This window comes from Mesorhizobium loti (assembly GCA_014189435.1).
GTDB classification, from domain to species: Bacteria; Pseudomonadota; Alphaproteobacteria; order Rhizobiales; family Rhizobiaceae; genus Mesorhizobium; species Mesorhizobium loti_G.
Window position 1 is genome coordinate 2549481 of the sequence record CP050293.1, and the last position, 16445, is coordinate 2565925.

Consider the following 16445-nt stretch of genomic DNA (forward strand, 5'->3'; position numbering starts at 1 on the left):
ATCCCGTTCACCACGCTGCTCCTTGTAGTGCATCGAGGGGAAACTTCAGATAGCGCTTACCGTTTGCTTCCGGCTCTGGCAGACGCCCCGCCTGAATGTTGATCTGCAAGGCATGCAAGATCAGTTTCGGCATCGGCAGCGTACGGTCACGCGCTGCACGCAATCGGGCAAAGGTCTCTTCGGTCACGCCGGCCAGGTGTGCATTGGCGCGCTTCTGTTCGCCGACCGTGCTTTCCCACTTCGGCTCGCGTTCGCCCGGCTGGTAATCATGGCCTGTAAACAGGCGGGTTTCGTCTGGAAGCTCCAGAATGTTCTGGATCGATTTCCACAAGGTACGAGCGTCCCCACCGGGAAAATCGGCGCGGGCCGTGCCGCTGTCGGGCATGAAGATGGTGTCATGGACGAAAGCCGCATCGCCGACCAGGTAGGTGATCGACGCCAGGGTGTGGCCGGGCGAAAACATCGCGCGCGCCGCGATGGAACCGACCTTGAAAGTGTCGCCATCCGAAAACAGCCTGTCCCACTGCGAACCGTCGGTACGAAGTTCTGGCCAGTTGTAGATGCCTTGCCACAAGCGCTGGACATCGACCACCCGCGCTCCTATCGCGGTCGGAGCGCCCGTCTTCTGCTTGAGGTAGTGCGCGGCCGAAAAGTGGTCGGCATGAGGATGAGTGTCGAGGATCCATTCAACGCTCAGCCCGTTCTCCGCGACATAGGACAGGACCGCGTCGGCGCTGCGCGTCGTGGTCGCTCCGGACTTCTCGTCGAAATCAAGAACCGGATCGATAATGGCGCATTTCCGGGTATCAGGATCTGAAACCACATATTGCACGCTCCATGTTCGGGGGTCGAAGAACCCCTTAACTTCCGGTCGGAGTTGCCTGTGCGCTTCGAGCCATCGGGACGCAGCCCCCAGGTCGATTCCCAGCCGTTGCCCAAGATTCGTGATTTCCACGGACGACATGCGGCCATCGAGTGCCTCGCCCAGTACATGCAGGGTCAGAGCACGTGCGCCGGTTTTGCAATGTGCAAAGACCGAGCCGCCGGCATCGACCATAGCCGCCTGAAAGGCCCGCACGTCCGCCTCGGTGATGGTCGCCATTGTGACGGGTATGAAGGTGTAGGAAACACCGGCGTGACCGGCAGCCTCCCGTTCAGCGTCGTTTCCGGGCTGGGCGAGCTCTTCCCTGTCAGGGCGAGCGTTGACCAGTCCCACGAACCCATGGTCGGCAAGCGACCGCACCTCGGAGATCGAGGGTTGGGGGCCCACGGCCAGCATGTCATTTACACGGATCATATTCATATTGGTCGCCTGCGTCTGCATCAATATACAATTACATATAATGTATAATGATTGTCGTGTCAACAGGTACGCTTTTGTGCGAATCCAACCTCAATCGCCTGCAATGGCTCCAGAGGAGCTTCAGACGGCCCCCAAGTCAGCAAAAAGTGGCCTATCAGAGTGCCAATTCTGCTCTCCCGATTCCAGAAGTGAAGAAACCCAGGACTGACAGCCAATTGTCAGCTGCGCCGTGAGACATTGTGCAAAATTTCCGGGAAGCTGGCTCGCCTGCGACGGACAAAATTGGAAACGAAGCCCATGAAACAGATCGCTTTGTCACTTTTCGTGATCGCGTCTTCAGGCGCCTATGTCTTGGACAAACCTGGCGACGGCCCCGCCGGCGAGATTATTGATACGGCGGGTTCGGCTAATACCGCCGAGATCAACGTGTTGCATCCCGGCGGTCCGGTGCCTGCTGCGGCAGCAGCCGCTGTGCTGCCTGCCTGGTCCGCGCCCGCGATTAATCAGCCGGGCGAGCGGATCGAGCCGCACGCAACCCGACCAGGCCCGTCTGGAAGTGAACCCAAGACTGCGATCGCCACGCCCATCCCCGAAGCCTCGAAGTCGCCTGTCGCCGAAGTTCATACGCTTGCCGTCAGCGGTCCCCGGGCTTCGGAGACGCCCATTCCGCCGCCAAAGCTGACGCCGCCCCAATTTGTCGACGATGCCCCCCTTCAGGCAGCCTCTTTTGCCATAACGCCAGCGGTCTACATTCCCGTTCCCCAGCCAAGGCCAAACTATCCGCAAGCGCCAACCCTCGTCATTAAGGCAGGCATGAAGCTAGTGCACAGCTTTGCTGATGGCACCTTTACCGGCCCTGTAACCGATGCCTATTACGGCCTCATCCAGATTCAGGCATCCATCCAAGGCGGCCGTCTCATATCCCTGAAGGTACTTAAATACCCGAGTGACCGCCGCACCTCGATCAACATCAACAGACAAGCACTGCCCATGCTGCGTGACGAAGCGATCACCGCGCAGAGCGCCAATGTCGACATCATTTCGGGCGCAACGTTGACCAGCAGGGCCTTCAGGCAGTCGCTCGCTGGCGCATTGAAGCAAGCATCGTCCTAGTTCCATGCGCGACACCAGGATCTTGATGGGAATGCCCATCACCGTCGACATTGGCGGCGCCTCGGGCGGGGCACTTGTCGACACGGTCTTCGATTACTTCGAGCGCATCGACCAACGCTTCAGCACCTACAGGACAGACAGCGAGATTTCGGCCATCAACCGTGGCGAACTTCCTGTCCGCGACTGGAGCGGCGAGATGATGGAAGTTCTGGCCCTCGCTACGCAGACGAAAACTGAGACGGATGGATTTTTCGATATCCGCAAGCCCGACGGCTCGCTGGACCCGTCCGGCATCGTCAAGGGCTGGGCCATCCGCAATGCCGCCGGGATCGTTCGCGAGGCCGGCGTCGGCGATTTCTTCATCGAGGCGGGCGGCGACATCCAGTCCTGCGGCAGAAATGCTTCGGGCCTCGACTGGAGCGTCGGCATCCGCAATCCCTTCAATGCCGATGAGATCATCAAGATCGTCTATCCGCGCGGACACGGCGTCGCCACCTCCGGCACCTATGCGCGGGGGCAACATATCTACAATCCGCTTGGGATTGGCGATCCGATCACCGAGATCGTCAGCTTGACCGTCATCGGGTCGGATGTGTTCGAAGCCGACCGTTTTGCCACCGCTGCCTTCGCCATGGGGCGGGATGGCATTCTCTTTCTCGAAGAGACGGCGGGCCTTGAGGGTTACGTTGTCGGCAGCAACGGCCGTGCCACGCCGACAAGCGGCTTCGGAGCCTTTTGCCAATCATGATCAAGGCCATCGACCGATTTCTCGACCACCAGACCATGTATCGGCTGGTCCTCTACCACCTGATCGCCTTGCTGGGTACGGCCCTTGTGCTCGGCTTCTTCAAGCTCGTGCCGCATGAAACGCTTACGCTCGCCTTCACGACAGGATTGATGCTGGCCGCCTGCTGGATCACAAACAAGGTTTTCGCGGCGGTCTTCGAGGTTCCGGCCAACAGCGAGTCCGTCTACATCACCGCCCTCATCCTGGCGCTTATCCTCGATCCTGTAGCAGCCACTGACCTCAAGGGGATCGGCGCGATAGTGTTCGCCTGCGTCTGGGCGATCTCATCCAAGTTCATCCTTGCCATCGGCAGGAAGCACTTGTTCAATCCGGCGGCACTGGGCGTGGCGTTGACCGCATTGCTTCTTGACCAGCCGGCCACCTGGTGGGTCGGAGGCAGTTTGCCAATGCTTCCCGTCGTACTTGCCGGCGGCCTGCTCATCGTGCGCAAGCTGCGCCGGCTTGATCTCGTCGCCACTTTCGTCGCCGTCGCGCTGGCGATGACCCTCTCGACGACCGAGCCGTCGCAATATGCGACCGCACTGACTGAGACGCTAGGCTCGTCGCCGCTGCTGTTCTTCGCCTTCGTGATGCTGACCGAGCCGCTTACGGCGCCGACCACGCGCTGGCCACGCATCGCGTTCGCCGCGATCGTCGGTTTCCTGTTTGCGCCCAACATCCATGTCGGTTCGTTCTACTTTACTCCGGAGTTGGCGCTTCTGACGGGCAATCTCTTTGCATACGCCGTGAGCCCCAAGGGACGCTTGGTGCTAACGCTCGAACGCATCGAGCGATCGGCCGTCGACAGCTACGACTTCATCTTCAGCTCACCGAGGAAGCTCGCCTTCGAGGCAGGCCAGTATCTGGAATGGACACTTGGTCTCGGCCGTTCGGACAATCGCGGCAACCGTCGCTATTTCACGGTGGCATCGGCCCCCACGGAGCAATCCGTACGACTTGGCGTCAAGTTCTATCCGCGGTCGAGCGCCTTCAAGCAGGCGCTGGGCGAACTGAAGCCGGGCGGCACGATCCACGCCTCTCAGCTCGCCGGCGACTTCACCCTACCGGCCGATCCCGAAACCAAGATTGCCTTCTTGGCCGGCGGCATCGGCATAACGCCATTCCGCTCAATGCTGCAATATCTCGTCGATGTCCACGAAAAGCGACCGATCGTCGTCCTTTACGGAGCCGAGACCCAGCAGGACATCGCCTATCGCGACGTCCTCGACTCCGCAAAAAGAGAACTGGGCGTAAAGACGGTGTTCGCCGTCGCCAATGGAGCCGAGCGCGGGCAGTATCCTGGCTACATCGACGCGCGGCTGGTGCGCCTCGCCATTCCGGACTATCTGGACCGGATATTCTACATTTCCGGCCCGCAGGCCATGGTCAAGGCGTTGCGCAAGAAGCTGCTGGCCATGGGCGTTCGTCGCTCCAGGATAAAGGTCGACTACTTCCCCGGCTTTGCCTGAGCGCCGCTTAGCCGTGCCGGGGTAAGGCGATGGTCACGACCAGGCCAGGATCGGCATTGGCCATCGTCAGGCGGCCGCCATAGGCTTCGATGATGTCTGTAACAATGGCCAGGCCGAGACCGCTGCTGCCGCCCTTGCTGTCCAGTTGCACGCCACGCGACAGGGCGGATTCCCGGTCCGCATCGGGTATGCCCGGGCCGTCATCGGCGACGGCGATGCTCACCTCGCCGACCGTTGCAAATGCGCTGACGTGTACCGAGGATCTTGCGAAGCGAGCCGCATTCTCCACCAGGTTGCCCATGATAGACCAGCGCCTTGTTGTGGAACGCGATGTCAGCGACCTCGGCTGGCAGCGTGAACACGACATGGAAGTAGCCGACCGGCAGCAGGTCGGCCTCGCGCTCGGCCAGCCAAGTCCGCGCCGCCGCGCCCTGGCACTTCGGGCAGTGCCGGTTGCGGCAGGAGTTGTAGGCGATCCGCCATTGGCCGCAGTCCTCGCAGGCTTCGACGTGACCGCCGAGGGCGGCGGTGCGGCAATGCTCGATCGCCGACATGACCTTGAGCTGGGCGAGGCTCAGATGACCTGCATGGGCGGCCCGGTAGGGTGGCCCGGCAGCACGGAAGATGTCGGCGACCTCGATCGAGACACGCACGGCTCAACCGTCAGGCGAGATCTCTCCCGGCTTGAACAGGCCGAGCTTGTCGAGCGGGCTCGTCACCGTGCGCACCGTTCGGGTCGCGACCTTGGCGTAGAGTGCGGTGTTGTTGAGCTTGGCGTGCCCGAGCAGGACCTGGATGATGCGGATGTCGGTGCCGTCCTCCAGCAGGTGGGTGGCGAAGCTGTGACGCAGCGTGTGCGGCCCCACCCGCTTGGCGATGTCGGCGGCCTGCGCCGCCTCGACGACTATGCGATAGAGCTGCCGCGTGCTGATCGACTTCATCGCGTGCTGCCCGGGAAACAACCAGCCGTCGCGATGCATTACGCCCTGCTGCCGCCCCACCCTCCACCATTGCCGCAGGAGAGTGAGCAGGTCCTCCGAGAGCATGGCGTTGCGATACCGCCCGCCCTTGCCGCGTTCGACGCGCAGCAGCATGCGTTCGCTGTCGACATCTGCGACCTTCAGCATCGACACCTCGGCGACGCGCAGGCCCGCGCCATAGGCAACCGAAAGTGCGGCCTGGTGCTTAAGGCAGGTGGTGGCGTTGAGCAGCCGGGCGACCTCGTCGCGACTGAGCACCACGGGCAGGTTGCGCGGATGCGACAGCCGGACGAGCCGGCGCGCCAGGTCCGGGCGGTCGAGCGTTTGGGTGAAGAAGAAGCGTAGCGCCGACACGATGCTGTTCATCGTCGGCACGGGAACGCCGTCTTCCTGCTGCTCGATCTGGAACCGACGTAGGTCGTCGGCGGTCGCCGTGTCTGGTGAACGCCCGAGGAATGTCGCCAGGCGTCCGATATCGCGGAGATAGTTGCGCTGCGTCTCCCGTGAGAAACGCCGCATGTTCATGTCGTCGATCAGCCGCTGGCGCAGCGGGCTGATCCGTGCATCGAGAATAGGATGGTGCATGGTCAGGCTCCTTGTTGAAGAGGCCCGCCATGCTCTGCTCCAGCCGAACGACGCTCAACGCGAGCGCGACGACCGGTTCTTCATCTCTACCTCAACCGCAGGCACCCCTCCCGCGCAGCGGGTTCGTTCTCCGGCCCAAAACACGACACTTGAAGATTGATCCGCACGCTGACGGATTGTTTTTCTTGAAAAGACGGCGTCCATCCGGGCCACCATTGTCGTTATCTATCTAACGGGATCCGAAACTTGGAGTGCGTAGCGCGTGTGCCTACGCACTCCGGTTTTTGTAAGCGCGCCCTTGGTAACCAAATCCTGTAGATCTCTGGTTGCCGTGGCGCGTGATGCCTGCGTGATGGCGATGTAGTTTTCGGCGCTGAGACCACCCTTGAAGCCGTCGATACCTTCGCGGAACATCCGTGCGATGACCTTTTCCTGCCGCTCGTTGAACTGACCCCGGTAGCGTTCGTAAAACTTGGCCTTGGTGACGGAAAATTCGACACGGGCGAGTGTTACGCGCTGCGCTTCAAGGATCGTGTTGGCGAAGTAGAGCAGCCAATCCGTAACCGCATTGCTCTTGTTGCTGGCCTCCAGGCCGTCGTAATAGGCCTTGCGGTGGCGTTCGATCGTGTACGCCAAAGCGATGAGGCTGGGCTCACCCAGGTTTTGCGCCAGCGCCTTTTCGCAGAGGGCACGCCCTATGCGGCCGTTGCCATCCTCGAATGGGTGAATGCTCTCGAAATAGAGGTGCGCGATACCGGCACGCGTCAATGCGGGAAGCGGCGTCTTGCCTTTGGGCGATGTATCGTTGAACCAAGCAGCAAACGCGTCCATTTCGGGTTTCATCCGCGCCGAGGGCGGCGCCTCGAAATGCACTTTAGGCTTATCCAGCCGATTGGAAACGATCTGCATGGCGTCGGCATGCTGGCGATAGTTGCCGATGGTCTCGATACGCCGCTCACCCGACATCACCATCTTGTGCCATGCGTAGAGGACGCGGTGCGAGAGCGGTTCTGCAAAATGCAAATACACATCGGCCATCATTTCAGCGATGCCGCGCTCGGCAGGCGGGATGCGCCTGGCTTCGCTGCCGAGCCCAAGCTGCTGGCGCAGGGATGATTGCAAGCTCTCGCGGTTGAGGTACTCGCCTTCAATCGCGGATGTCTTCAAGGCCTCTTCGCTGATAAGGTCGATGCGGATCTGGTCGCGGTCGTTGGCATCGACATGACGAAAGACGCCCAGGAACTCGCCCGATCGCAGCAGGAACTCGCTTTCCAGCGGTTCCAATGCCTTCTTATCGTAGGTAAAATGCGGCCAGTCATCCTGCTCCCAATTCCATAGCATGAGTTATAGAGCACCTTTCTATAACTCATGATGCCATGTGTGGTGAGCTATAGCAATCTTCGCTATGCCTCAGAGTCCTGTCGGATACGCAACCAATTCGCAAAAGTGTCAGCGGGTTCGAGTCGGAAGAGCGCTACCGCCGTTCCCCACATTCGGAAACCCTGCGATATTTTCTACGGTGTTGGGCGTGATGGACCTGTCTCGGTGCTGCAAAGACCGCTGGGGAACGGAAAGTCTGACCCGAAGCCGACGTACGTTTTTCCACCACGCGAACGGCAGCATTTCGCCTCATGGCGGCCGTTGAAGCCAGCTGTGCCGTTGCCAGAAGCAGACATCGTTGGTGACTGAACTGGAGGTCGCTATACGGTCCGAAGCGGTCATTGCGGATGTCTGCGTGACACGGACCTGCCCGCCGTTTCCTCATGGTGATCCGCGCCGAGCGTCACAACGTACAATGCGAATTGGGCGTACGGAGACCTTGCCAATGAAAGGGATAACTGCATTCGCAGCGGCTACGCTTGTTTCAGCAATGGCACATGCCGACGTTCTATCCGACGCCGGTGGCGTGTCGTTGAGGGACGACGGCAATGCCCGCGTCAAGATTGCTCCATGCGGAGAGAAACTGTGCGCGACCAATCTGTGGATCAGGGATACCAGCAAAGGCGAAGACGTTGGCGACAAGCTGATCATGACGCTCAAGCCGAATTCCGGCAGCACGTTGAAGGGGACCGCCTATGACCCCAAGCGAAAGCTCACCTTTTCGATGACCCTACGGGTCGCCAGCAAAGGGTTGACGACGCGCGGCTGTGTCATCGGCGGAATGATCTGCAAAAATACCAGTTGGACGCCGGCAAAGTGAATCGAGCCAGACAATGAACGGCAGGTCAGGTTCGGCGCCGACCATTGTGCTGTTTCGGCGCGACCTGCGCGTTAACGACAACGCTGCCCTTGCGGCAGCGTCCAACCGCAAGGGACCTGTTCTGGCGCTCTTCATTTTTGATGAAGAAAGCGAGAGCATTAGGCCGATGGGGGCAGCAAGCCGCTGGTGGCTACACCATTCGCTAGACGCCCTTAGCCAGAAGCTGCACGATTATGGCGCGAAGCTTATTTTTGCTCGGGGCAGAACGCGAGATGTCGTCGCAACGGCCATTGCGGCGAGCGGTGCGAATTGTGTGCACTGGAATCGCCGTTACCAGCCGGCCGAAGCGGCAGTAGACGCGGCACTGAAGACGAAGCTTCGCGAAGCCGGGCTGATTGCGCAAAGCTTCGATGGCGCGCTGCTCCACGAGCCCTCCCTACTCAAGACTGGCTCAGGCGGATACTACAGGGTCTACACCCCATTTTGGAAGGCGCTGAATAGCGGAGGCGACCTACGCGATCCGATCGATGCCCCGAAATCAATCAATGGCTGGGAGGGCAAGTTCGACGGCCTGTCCCTGGACGATCTCGACCTCCTTCCCAAAACGCCCGATTGGGCGGAAGGGCTTGCAGATCGATGGACCCCTGGCGAAGCCGGCGCTCGGCAACGACTGCAGGCCTTCAAGAATGAGGATTTGGCTGATTACGAAAATCGGCGCGATATACCTTCCATTCAGGGCACCTCGCGCCTTTCACCCCATTTAGCGTTCGGCGAAGTCACGCCAGTTCAGATATTTGCCGCACTTCGACACTTGGACAAAGCTGGGGCGGTGAAATTCCGCAAGGAAATCGGCTGGCGGGAATTCTCCTATCATCTTCTCTTTCACAATCCTCACCTGCACGAGCACAGCTTCCGCCCCGAATTCGAGGGTTTCACGTGGCGCCGCGACCGCCGAGCGACGAAGGCCTGGCAGACCGGGATTACGGGTTACCCGATCGTGGATGCAGGCATGCGCGAACTTTGGCGAACTGGGTGGATGCACAACCGCGTGCGCATGATCACCGCCTCCTTTCTCATCAAGGATCTGATGATCGACTGGCGGGAAGGCGAGAGATGGTTCTGGTACACTCTTGTCGACGCGGACCTGGCGAACAATCCCGCAAGTTGGCAGTGGGTGGCCGGATCAGGCGCGGATGCCGCGCCCTTCTTTCGAATCTTCAACCCTGTCCTTCAGGGCGAAAAGTTCGACCCGCATGGCAACTATGTGCGCCGCTATGTTCCGGAGATCGCTGGCTTGCCCGACCGCTACATCCACCGGCCGTGGGAGGCGCCGCCTGCCTCGCTGGCACACGCGAAAATCGAGCTCGGCAAGACCTACCCAAATCCGATCATTGATCATGGCGCCGCACGAGACCGGGCATTGATCCTTTATCAGTCCATAAAAGAGAAGGCCAAGGTATCGAGCCTCAAGGAAACAGCTTCATGATCCGCTATATCGTCGCCTATGCAACCACCCTGGTCATCTTCCTTGCCATTGACGCGGTCTGGCTGACCACGATGTCGCAGCGCCTCTACCGCCGCTATCTCGCGGACATATTGGCGCACGACGTGAGTCTCGCGCCGGCCGCCCTGTTCTACCTCATCTATATCGGGGGCATCATCGTCTTTGCTACCGTGCCCGCCTTCTCGACCGGCAAGTGGACGACAGCGGCAGTCTATGGCGCGCTCTATGGGTTCTTCGCCTACGCGACCTACGACCTTACCAACCAGGCAACGGTACGCGGCTGGCCGACAATCATCACGGTGGCCGATATCTGCTGGGGTTCCCTGCTCAGCGCGGTGGCGGCAGTTCTTGGCTTTCTGCTGACCCGCTATCTTCTGCGCGGCGCATGATGCTGCGCTCCTCGGACGTTGCGACGGCGCCCGACAAAAGCAAGCCGATAAAGACGATCAATGTCGCGGCGCTCAGGGCGTTCAGCCCGACCATGCCATTGTTGTCGGCAGCGCTATAGTCGGCCAGTGGCTGACCGAAGACGCGCACAGGTATGAAGTAGGCCGCAGCGCTGAGCGCGATGACAAAAAGCCCGATTGCCCGTTCGGAAGGTCTGAACAAGGCAGCGCCGATCAACGCGCACGGGACGAGGAATATCTCGACCCCCGACCCGACACCGAACGCCTTGGTGCTAAGGATGCCGTTGGCGATGCCCGTCAGCGGCAGCATGAGGCGCCCGGCGAGCGAATGCCGCCTCGCAACAGCCGGAACGGCGAGAAAGAAGGGCGTCGAAAGAAAAGTGAGAAATGACGGTGCAACCTTATCGGCGCCGACCACCGCCCATAGATAGAGCGGGTAGAAGGGCTGGTTCCAGAAGACAATCAGCGCAATCCAGTTAGCGGCCCGTCAGCGGATCGTCATGTGCGGCATAGGCGGCGATCCGCCGCCAAGGGCGCGCGAGGCCCTGCATGTCAGCCAGCCGGCCGCAGCAGGTAGTGGCTGACGCCCCACTCCTTGCCCCCGGCATGGCCGAACAGGCCTTCGGTGGCGAGGTAGAACAGCCGCCAGCGCCGGCGCCAGAGCGACGCATCAGCGCCATAGACAGCCGATAGGATGGTGTCGATCTGGCCGCGGTTCTCGTCGAACCGCGCGAGCCAGTCGCGCGCGGTGCGTGCATAGTGCAAGCCGTTCCAACGCCAGTCGCACTCGATCGAGAAGCAATCCGGGAATTGGCCGATAAGGCCGTGGCTCGGCATGATGCCGCCGGTGAAGAAGTGCAGCGCGATCCAGTCGGCGTCATCGCGATGGTCGAAGCGGTAAGGACTGTGGCGATGGCTGAAGACATGGACGAACAGCCGGCCTTCGGGCTCGAGCCAGGTTCGGATACGGGCGAGCAGGTCGCGCCAGTTGGACATGTGCTCGAACATCTCAACGGACACCACGCGGTCGAACCGCGCCAGCGGCTCAAATTCGTTCATGTCGGCGGTGATGACCTCGATATTGCGCAGCCCAAGTGCTGCCGTCTCTGCCTGAATGTAAAGTCGCTGCGGAGTCGAATTCGACACCGCCACGATCTCGGGCCGACGGGAAACGCCCCGCCATGAACAGCGCCAGCGAACCCCAGCCGCAGCCGAGTTCGAGGATCGACTGACCGTCGCGAAGACCTGCGTGGTCAACGGTCTGCTCCAGCGCGGCGATCTCTGCCTCGGCCAATGTCTCGCTGCCCGTCGGATACAGGCAGCAGGAATATTTGCGGCGGGGACCAAGCGTCAGCGCGAAAAACTCCGGCGGCAGCTCGTAATGCTGCCTCGTTCGCGGCTGCCGTGTGCTCGGCTATGGAGCGGCCGGCCATGTCTTTGGCAAAGCGCCCGTCGTCGACCGAGGGCCCCGCCGCCAGCCGCCGCCGTGTCCGACCGACGAGAACCTCGATGCCGTAGCGGGTGGCGGAGTCTGGAAGCGGAGCGCGCTCTACAGCGCGGATTGCGGATGCGATCAGGCTCACTTCATCTCCTTCAATTGACGGCTGCCGCCTTTGACGGGCCTGGCCAGAACGCATTGACGCGCGCCTGGTAGCGGCGAAAGGGCTCGCCACGCGAGCGCAGCATATGAGCCTCAAGCGGCGGGATGCCCGAAACGCGGACAAGCAGCCAGTACATCAGGACAGAGCCGGCCAGCGTCATCCATCCCCATGCATAGCGACCTGAAGGGTCGATGCCGATCACCACATAGGCGAGCCATGCCAGCCATTCGAAGAAATAGTTGGGGTGGCGCGACAGGCGCCAAAGGCCCACATCACAGACCCGGCTTTTGTTGGCGGGGTCCGCCCGAAAGGCCGTCAACTGGCGGTCGGCTGTCGCCTCGCCGCCTACCGCCAGCAGCAGTAGCATGACACCGGCCCAATCATTTAAACCGAAGGCAAAAGCGGGGTTGTGGGCAGCGGCCATGATCGACAGCACAAGCAAAAAAGCGGCCGCGGCCTGGACCTGCAGGAACCAGAACAGCCTGTCGCGGAAGCTGGAGCCCCATTCTTGCTTGAGCTGGCGATAGCGCGGATCGTCCTGGCCGCTGCGTGCCGTCCGGTTCGAGATATGCAGGCCTAGCCTCAGCGACCAGGCAAGCGCGAGAATGGCAACGAGCCACTGCCGGTGCATTGAGCTGTGACCGGCCGATACAAGCAGCGCCGCCAAAGAGCCGAAGATGCCGACGGCGAACGACCAGATTGCATCGATCCACCCCGACCGAGCGGTCATCAGTGCAACATGCCAAGCCGCCGCCATTGTCACTGAAAGACCGATAGCGGCAAGGACGAGGGGGTAGCGACGCTCATGGAACGTCTCAACCGCCAAGCAGAGGCTGGATCAATCGTCCAAAGAAGCCTCGCAGCCTCATTTGCCCTTCCAGGGCGGCGATGCATATGCACTCCCCGCTCTCGTCAACGACCGGCTGATGCTGAACCTCATCGTCAGCCTCATCCAGGTCGCCAGGACCGTAGCGGCCACGCGCGTCGGAAAGCGAGCCCTTCAGTACTTGAGTGTACTCGTAGCCGGAATGGGTATGCTCCGGCATCCTGCGCCCGGCCGCCACCTTCAGCAGCATGACATTTGCGCCAGCATCTTGCGGAACCGTCACGCGGCTCCAGCGCACTCCGGGACCGATCCAGCGCCATGGGCCGACGCCGCACCCATCCAGAGCCTCGGGCAGGCGGATGCCGATATCGGCGCGCGCGGGCCTTGAATGCTCCTCGCGCCTTTCGCCGTCCGCTTCTATCCTCGCCATCTGCCGGTCCAAGGCATCTTCGCTCATCGCTTGCGGTTCTATTACATCAAGGAACAACCCGCCTGTGGCTTCGAATTGCGCAATTCGTTCGGCACAAGCCGGGCAGCCGCCGACATGAACGGCCACGACAATTCGCGGTCCGGCCTCCAGGGAGCCATTGGCTTGGCGGAGCAACGTCTCGTCGCTTGGATGATGATTGATCATTTGAGGTCGTCCAGGATCAGGCGAAGGCGGCTGAGAGCCAGCCGCACGCGCGATTTAACGGTGCCGAGCGGGATGCGAAGCTGGCTTGCTATTTCCGATTGAGGTTTGTCGCCGAAGAAGGACAACCGTAGGATATCGGCCTGTTCGGGAGACAACAGGGCAACAGCAGAGCGCACGCGCTCTTCGCGCTCGGCCGCCATCACGGCCGCCTCACCCGAAACCGGGCTGTCGGGCTCGTCCGAGGGGTCGAAGGCGCTGGCAACGGCCGCGGGCCGGCTTTCCCGGCGCAGCCGATCGATCCGCACGTTGCGGCCGATCGTGAATATCCACGTCGAGACCCCGGCGCGCGCCGGATCGAAGTATGAGGCCTTCTTCCAGACCAGCAGCATGGTTTCCTGAGCGATGTCCTCGGCGGTGGAAACCGCCATGCCGGAGCGCATCATAAAGGCTTTCAGTCGCGGCGCGTAAAAGCCAAAGAGTAAGGCAAAGGCGGCGCGATCGCGTCCTTCCGCTACCGCGGCGAGCAGACGCCTGGCTTCCTCAGCCGATAGCGCCCCCGCATCAGTGCGCATGGTCATCGCTATTTCGATCCTCGTGCGATCGAACGTACGCGAAACCGTGCCGGCAATGAACTCGTATCCCGATGCATCCATGCGCCCTGTTACGCGCGGCGCGGTCGTTCGGATCACAAGCCCATGCGGCATTCCGCCCAACTGTGATCCATGCAGCCCACAGCCGCGTAGAAGTTGAAGTTAGGGTAGGAGGGCAACCCCTTCCACTGGAAACTGCAGGGGTGGGTATGATGGCAGCAGGCAAACGCCCGGTCACGGAACGGCCGATGGACATAGCGGTCGTCGGCAGCGGCATTTCCGGACTGTCGGCGGCATGGCTGCTCTCGCAGCGCCACAACGTATCATTGTTCGAGGCGGATACCCGCCTTGGTGGCCACAGCAACACCGTCGATGTCGGCGGAACCCAGGTCGACACCGGATTCATCGTCTACAATGAGGTCACCTATCCAAATCTGACGGCTCTTTTGCCCATATCGGGGTGCGCACCAAGCCATCCGAGATGTCCTTTGCGGTTTCGCTGGACGGCGGCCGCCTGGAATATTCCGGGACCGGCTTGGGCGGGCTTCTCGCACATCCCGGCAATGTCACGCGCCTGCGGTTCTGGCAGATGCTGCGGGAGCTGCTTCGATCTCTATCGCGAAGCGCCCTACGACATTTCACGGATCGGCGAGAGCAGCCTTGCCGAGTATCTCGATGCCAAAGGTTATGGCGCAGCATTTCGCGAGGACCACCTATACCCGATGGCAGCCGCGATCTGGTCGACACCGGCGGCGGAGGTCGGAAACTACCCGGCCGCCGCCTTCATCCGGTTCTGCGACAATCACGGCTTGCTGAAGTTTGCCGGCCGCCCGATGTGGCGGACAGTTGATGGCGGCAGTCGCAATTACGTCGAGAATTTGGCTGGTCGACTTACCGGCCGGATATTCCTCCGGCGTGGCATGCGGGGCATTACGCGGCACTCGGGAGCGGTATGGCTCACCGATGTTGACGGCATCGAGCAACGCTTCGACCAGGCGGTGGTCGCGACCCATGCCAACCAGGCGCTGCGCATGCTCTCAGATGCAAGCCACGACGAACAGCAGTTGCTGGGTAGTTTCGGCTACAGTCGCAACGAGGCTGTGCTGCATTCGGATCCCCGCCTCATGCCGCGCAGGAAGCGGGCTTGGTCGAGCTGGAATTACATTGCCGAGACAAGAGGCGAAACCCGCCAGCTCTCAGTCACTTATTGGATGAACAGGTTGCAGTCCCTGCCGGACCAACAGCCGCTGTTCGTCACGCTCAACCCTGCTGTGGAACCTGAGGCCCGCGCGGTAAAACATAGCGTGGTCTACGAGCACCCGGCATTCGACACGACGGCGATGCGCGCCCAGAAGAAGCTTTGGTCGCTTCAAGGGGTTCGCAATACCTGGTTCTGCGGCGCCTATTTCGGCGCCGGCTTCCACGAGGACGGGCTGCAGTCCGGCCTTGCCGTGGCCGAGGCGCTGGCTGGTATGCGGCGCCCCTGGGATGTTGCAGACGAATCGGGCAGGGTTCACCTTTCGGCAGCCGTCGAGCGGCCTGATCTCGCAGCCGCCTGATGCCGAACCTTCAATCAGCCCTTTATACCGGCAGGGTGATGCACCATCGGCTAAAACCGCGCCGGCACAGGCTGTCCTACCGTATGTTCTTTCTGCTGCTTGACCTCGACGAAACCGACAGTCTCGCTGCAAGGCTGTGGCTCTTTTCGCGCAACCGCTTCAATCTCTTCGGCTTCGTCGACCGCGACCACGGCGACGGTTCCGGCGGGTCGCTCAAGGCGTATGTCGAGAGGCAGCTCGCCGTGGCGGGCATCGAGACGGACGGTGGTGCTGTGCGGCTTCTGTCGATGCCGCGGATGCTCGGCTATGCCTTCAACCCGCTCAGCGTCTATTTCTGCCACCGCCGGCAGGGCGACCTCGCCGCCATCCTTTATGAAGTCAATAATACGTTTGGGCAGCGCCACACCTATCTCATCCCTGTCGAGGATTGCGAACGCAAAGGCGTCGTGGAGCAGCATTGTGCTAAGCGCCTCTACGTCTCGCCTTTCATTGGCATGGGCATGCAATATCGCTTCCGGATCGGCTTGCCCGGTGAGGCCGTATCGCTTCACATAACCGGCAGCGACGGTCAGGGACCTCTGATCGTCGCCAGTTTCTCAGGCAAGCGGCGTTCGCTAAGCGACGCGACGCTGGCGGCGACCTTCTTGGCCTACCCTCTTCTGACACTGAAGGTCATAGTCGGTATTCACTGGGAGGCGTTGCTTCTCTGGGCAAAGGGAATGCGCCTCCACGAGCGCCCGCATCCCCCGCACCAGGCCGTCACTCATGTCGCCGTGGAGAGGCGAGGGAAATTGGAGCAGATGCCGTTGAGCACGGAAATCAGGCCTCAAGTGGATTGACCCGGAATTTCCGCTAGGCCAGAGGCGAACGTCGCTTCCGGAAGAGTT

Annotated in this window: 13 protein-coding genes and 5 pseudogenes; 8 read left to right on the plus strand and 10 right to left on the minus strand. The window is 61.3% G+C overall.

Annotated features, from left to right (window positions below):
* Positions 1–7: 7 nt before the first annotated feature.
* Positions 8–1303: a TIGR01244 family phosphatase gene (locus HB777_12285; protein QND64606.1), complete on the minus strand. Its 1296-nt coding sequence runs from the start codon at positions 1301–1303 to the stop codon at positions 8–10.
* A 297-nt stretch (positions 1304–1600) separates the two neighbouring features.
* Here HB777_12285 and HB777_12290 point away from each other — a divergent pair, with 297 nt between their 5' ends.
* The 3 genes from HB777_12290 to HB777_12300 are packed head-to-tail and all read left to right on the plus strand — an operon-like array spanning position 1601 to position 4672.
* Positions 1601–2416, plus strand: a complete 816-nt coding sequence (locus HB777_12290; GenBank protein QND64607.1) for an FMN-binding protein — start codon at positions 1601–1603, stop codon at positions 2414–2416.
* Between the two features lie 4 nt (positions 2417–2420).
* A complete protein-coding gene (locus HB777_12295; protein QND64608.1) occupies positions 2421–3164 on the plus strand; it encodes an FAD:protein FMN transferase in 744 nt (247 codons plus the stop codon).
* Entirely contained in the window at positions 3161–4672 is a 1512-nt protein-coding gene (locus HB777_12300; protein ID QND64609.1) for a hypothetical protein, read from the plus strand. Before HB777_12295 ends, HB777_12300 begins: the two co-directional genes overlap by 4 nt.
* Positions 4673–4679: 7 nt before the next feature.
* Here HB777_12300 and HB777_12305 read toward each other — a convergent pair.
* From HB777_12305 to HB777_12320, 4 genes and pseudogenes are all read right to left on the minus strand, one after another.
* A pseudogene (locus HB777_12305) lies at positions 4680–4976 on the minus strand (GHKL domain-containing protein).
* Positions 4975–5325: pseudogene (locus HB777_12310) on the minus strand (IS91 family transposase). Before HB777_12310 ends, HB777_12305 begins: the two co-directional pseudogenes overlap by 2 nt.
* Before the next feature lie 3 nt (positions 5326–5328).
* Complete coding sequence (locus tag HB777_12315; protein ID QND64610.1) at positions 5329–6237, minus strand: tyrosine-type recombinase/integrase; 909 nt, start codon at positions 6235–6237, stop codon at positions 5329–5331.
* Positions 6238–6462: 225 nt separating this feature from the next.
* Positions 6463–7578, minus strand: coding sequence for a Fic family protein (locus tag HB777_12320; GenBank protein ID QND64611.1), 1116 nt, complete (start codon positions 7576–7578; stop codon positions 6463–6465).
* A 484-nt stretch (positions 7579–8062) separates the two neighbouring features.
* Between HB777_12320 and HB777_12325 the strand changes: the two genes are divergently transcribed.
* Genes HB777_12325 through HB777_12335 form a run of 3 tightly spaced genes read left to right on the plus strand, consistent with a single transcriptional unit; the run spans position 8063 to position 10330 of the window.
* Positions 8063–8437: a DUF2147 domain-containing protein gene (locus HB777_12325; protein QND68752.1), complete on the plus strand. Its 375-nt coding sequence runs from the start codon at positions 8063–8065 to the stop codon at positions 8435–8437.
* Positions 8438–8450: 13 nt separating this feature from the next.
* Positions 8451–9923, plus strand: a complete 1473-nt coding sequence (locus HB777_12330; protein ID QND64612.1) for a deoxyribodipyrimidine photo-lyase — start codon at positions 8451–8453, stop codon at positions 9921–9923.
* Positions 9920–10330, plus strand: coding sequence for a DUF2177 family protein (locus tag HB777_12335; protein QND64613.1), 411 nt, complete (start codon positions 9920–9922; stop codon positions 10328–10330). The genes HB777_12330 and HB777_12335 overlap by 4 nt, the downstream gene beginning before the upstream one ends.
* Before the next feature lie 7 nt (positions 10331–10337).
* On the opposite strand, the pseudogene HB777_12340 reads toward HB777_12335, so the two are convergent.
* The 5 genes and pseudogenes from HB777_12340 to HB777_12360 form a co-directional block, all read right to left on the minus strand.
* Positions 10338–10899 (minus strand): annotated as a pseudogene (locus tag HB777_12340) (hypothetical protein).
* Between the two features lies 1 nt (position 10900).
* Positions 10901–11931 (minus strand): annotated as a pseudogene (locus HB777_12345) (class I SAM-dependent methyltransferase).
* Between the two features lie 10 nt (positions 11932–11941).
* Positions 11942–12706: a DUF1295 domain-containing protein gene (locus tag HB777_12350; GenBank protein ID QND64614.1), complete on the minus strand. Its 765-nt coding sequence runs from the start codon at positions 12704–12706 to the stop codon at positions 11942–11944.
* A gap of 58 nt (positions 12707–12764) precedes the next feature.
* The gene (locus tag HB777_12355; GenBank protein QND64615.1) at positions 12765–13409 is read right to left on the minus strand and encodes a transcriptional regulator; all 645 of its coding nucleotides are present in this window, start codon (positions 13407–13409) and stop codon (positions 12765–12767) included.
* A complete protein-coding gene (locus HB777_12360; protein QND64616.1) occupies positions 13406–14062 on the minus strand; it encodes a sigma-70 family RNA polymerase sigma factor in 657 nt (218 codons plus the stop codon). Before HB777_12360 ends, HB777_12355 begins: the two co-directional genes overlap by 4 nt.
* A 185-nt stretch (positions 14063–14247) precedes the next feature.
* On the opposite strand from HB777_12360, the pseudogene HB777_12365 reads away from it, so the two are divergent.
* Together HB777_12365 and HB777_12370 are read left to right on the plus strand one after the other, a co-directional pair.
* A pseudogene (locus HB777_12365) lies at positions 14248–15558 on the plus strand (NAD(P)/FAD-dependent oxidoreductase).
* Positions 15558–16397, plus strand: coding sequence for a DUF1365 domain-containing protein (locus tag HB777_12370; GenBank protein ID QND64617.1), 840 nt, complete (start codon positions 15558–15560; stop codon positions 16395–16397). The pseudogene HB777_12365 and the gene HB777_12370 overlap by 1 nt, the downstream one beginning before the upstream one ends.
* Positions 16398–16445: the final 48 nt, after the last annotated feature.

Bases quoted from the DNA above. Each gene is read 5' to 3' on its own strand.
- HB777_12285 (QND64606.1), bottom strand. From the start codon at position 1,303: ATGAATATGATCCGTGTAAATGACATGCTGGCCGTGGGCCCCCAACCC.
- HB777_12320 (QND64611.1), bottom strand. From the start codon at position 7,578: ATGCTATGGAATTGGGAGCAGGATGACTGGCCGCATTTTACCTACGAT.
- HB777_12370 (QND64617.1), top strand. From the start codon at position 15,558: ATGCCGAACCTTCAATCAGCCCTTTATACCGGCAGGGTGATGCACCAT.
- HB777_12295 (QND64608.1), top strand. From the start codon at position 2,421: ATGCGCGACACCAGGATCTTGATGGGAATGCCCATCACCGTCGACATT.
- HB777_12355 (QND64615.1), bottom strand. From the start codon at position 13,409: ATGATCAATCATCATCCAAGCGACGAGACGTTGCTCCGCCAAGCCAAT.
- HB777_12290 (QND64607.1), top strand. From the start codon at position 1,601: ATGAAACAGATCGCTTTGTCACTTTTCGTGATCGCGTCTTCAGGCGCC.
- HB777_12300 (QND64609.1), top strand. From the start codon at position 3,161: ATGATCAAGGCCATCGACCGATTTCTCGACCACCAGACCATGTATCGG.
- HB777_12315 (QND64610.1), bottom strand. From the start codon at position 6,237: ATGCACCATCCTATTCTCGATGCACGGATCAGCCCGCTGCGCCAGCGG.
- HB777_12330 (QND64612.1), top strand. From the start codon at position 8,451: ATGAACGGCAGGTCAGGTTCGGCGCCGACCATTGTGCTGTTTCGGCGC.
- HB777_12335 (QND64613.1), top strand. From the start codon at position 9,920: ATGATCCGCTATATCGTCGCCTATGCAACCACCCTGGTCATCTTCCTT.
- HB777_12360 (QND64616.1), bottom strand. From the start codon at position 14,062: ATGGATGCATCGGGATACGAGTTCATTGCCGGCACGGTTTCGCGTACG.
- HB777_12350 (QND64614.1), bottom strand. From the start codon at position 12,706: ATGGCGGCGGCTTGGCATGTTGCACTGATGACCGCTCGGTCGGGGTGG.
- HB777_12325 (QND68752.1), top strand. From the start codon at position 8,063: ATGAAAGGGATAACTGCATTCGCAGCGGCTACGCTTGTTTCAGCAATG.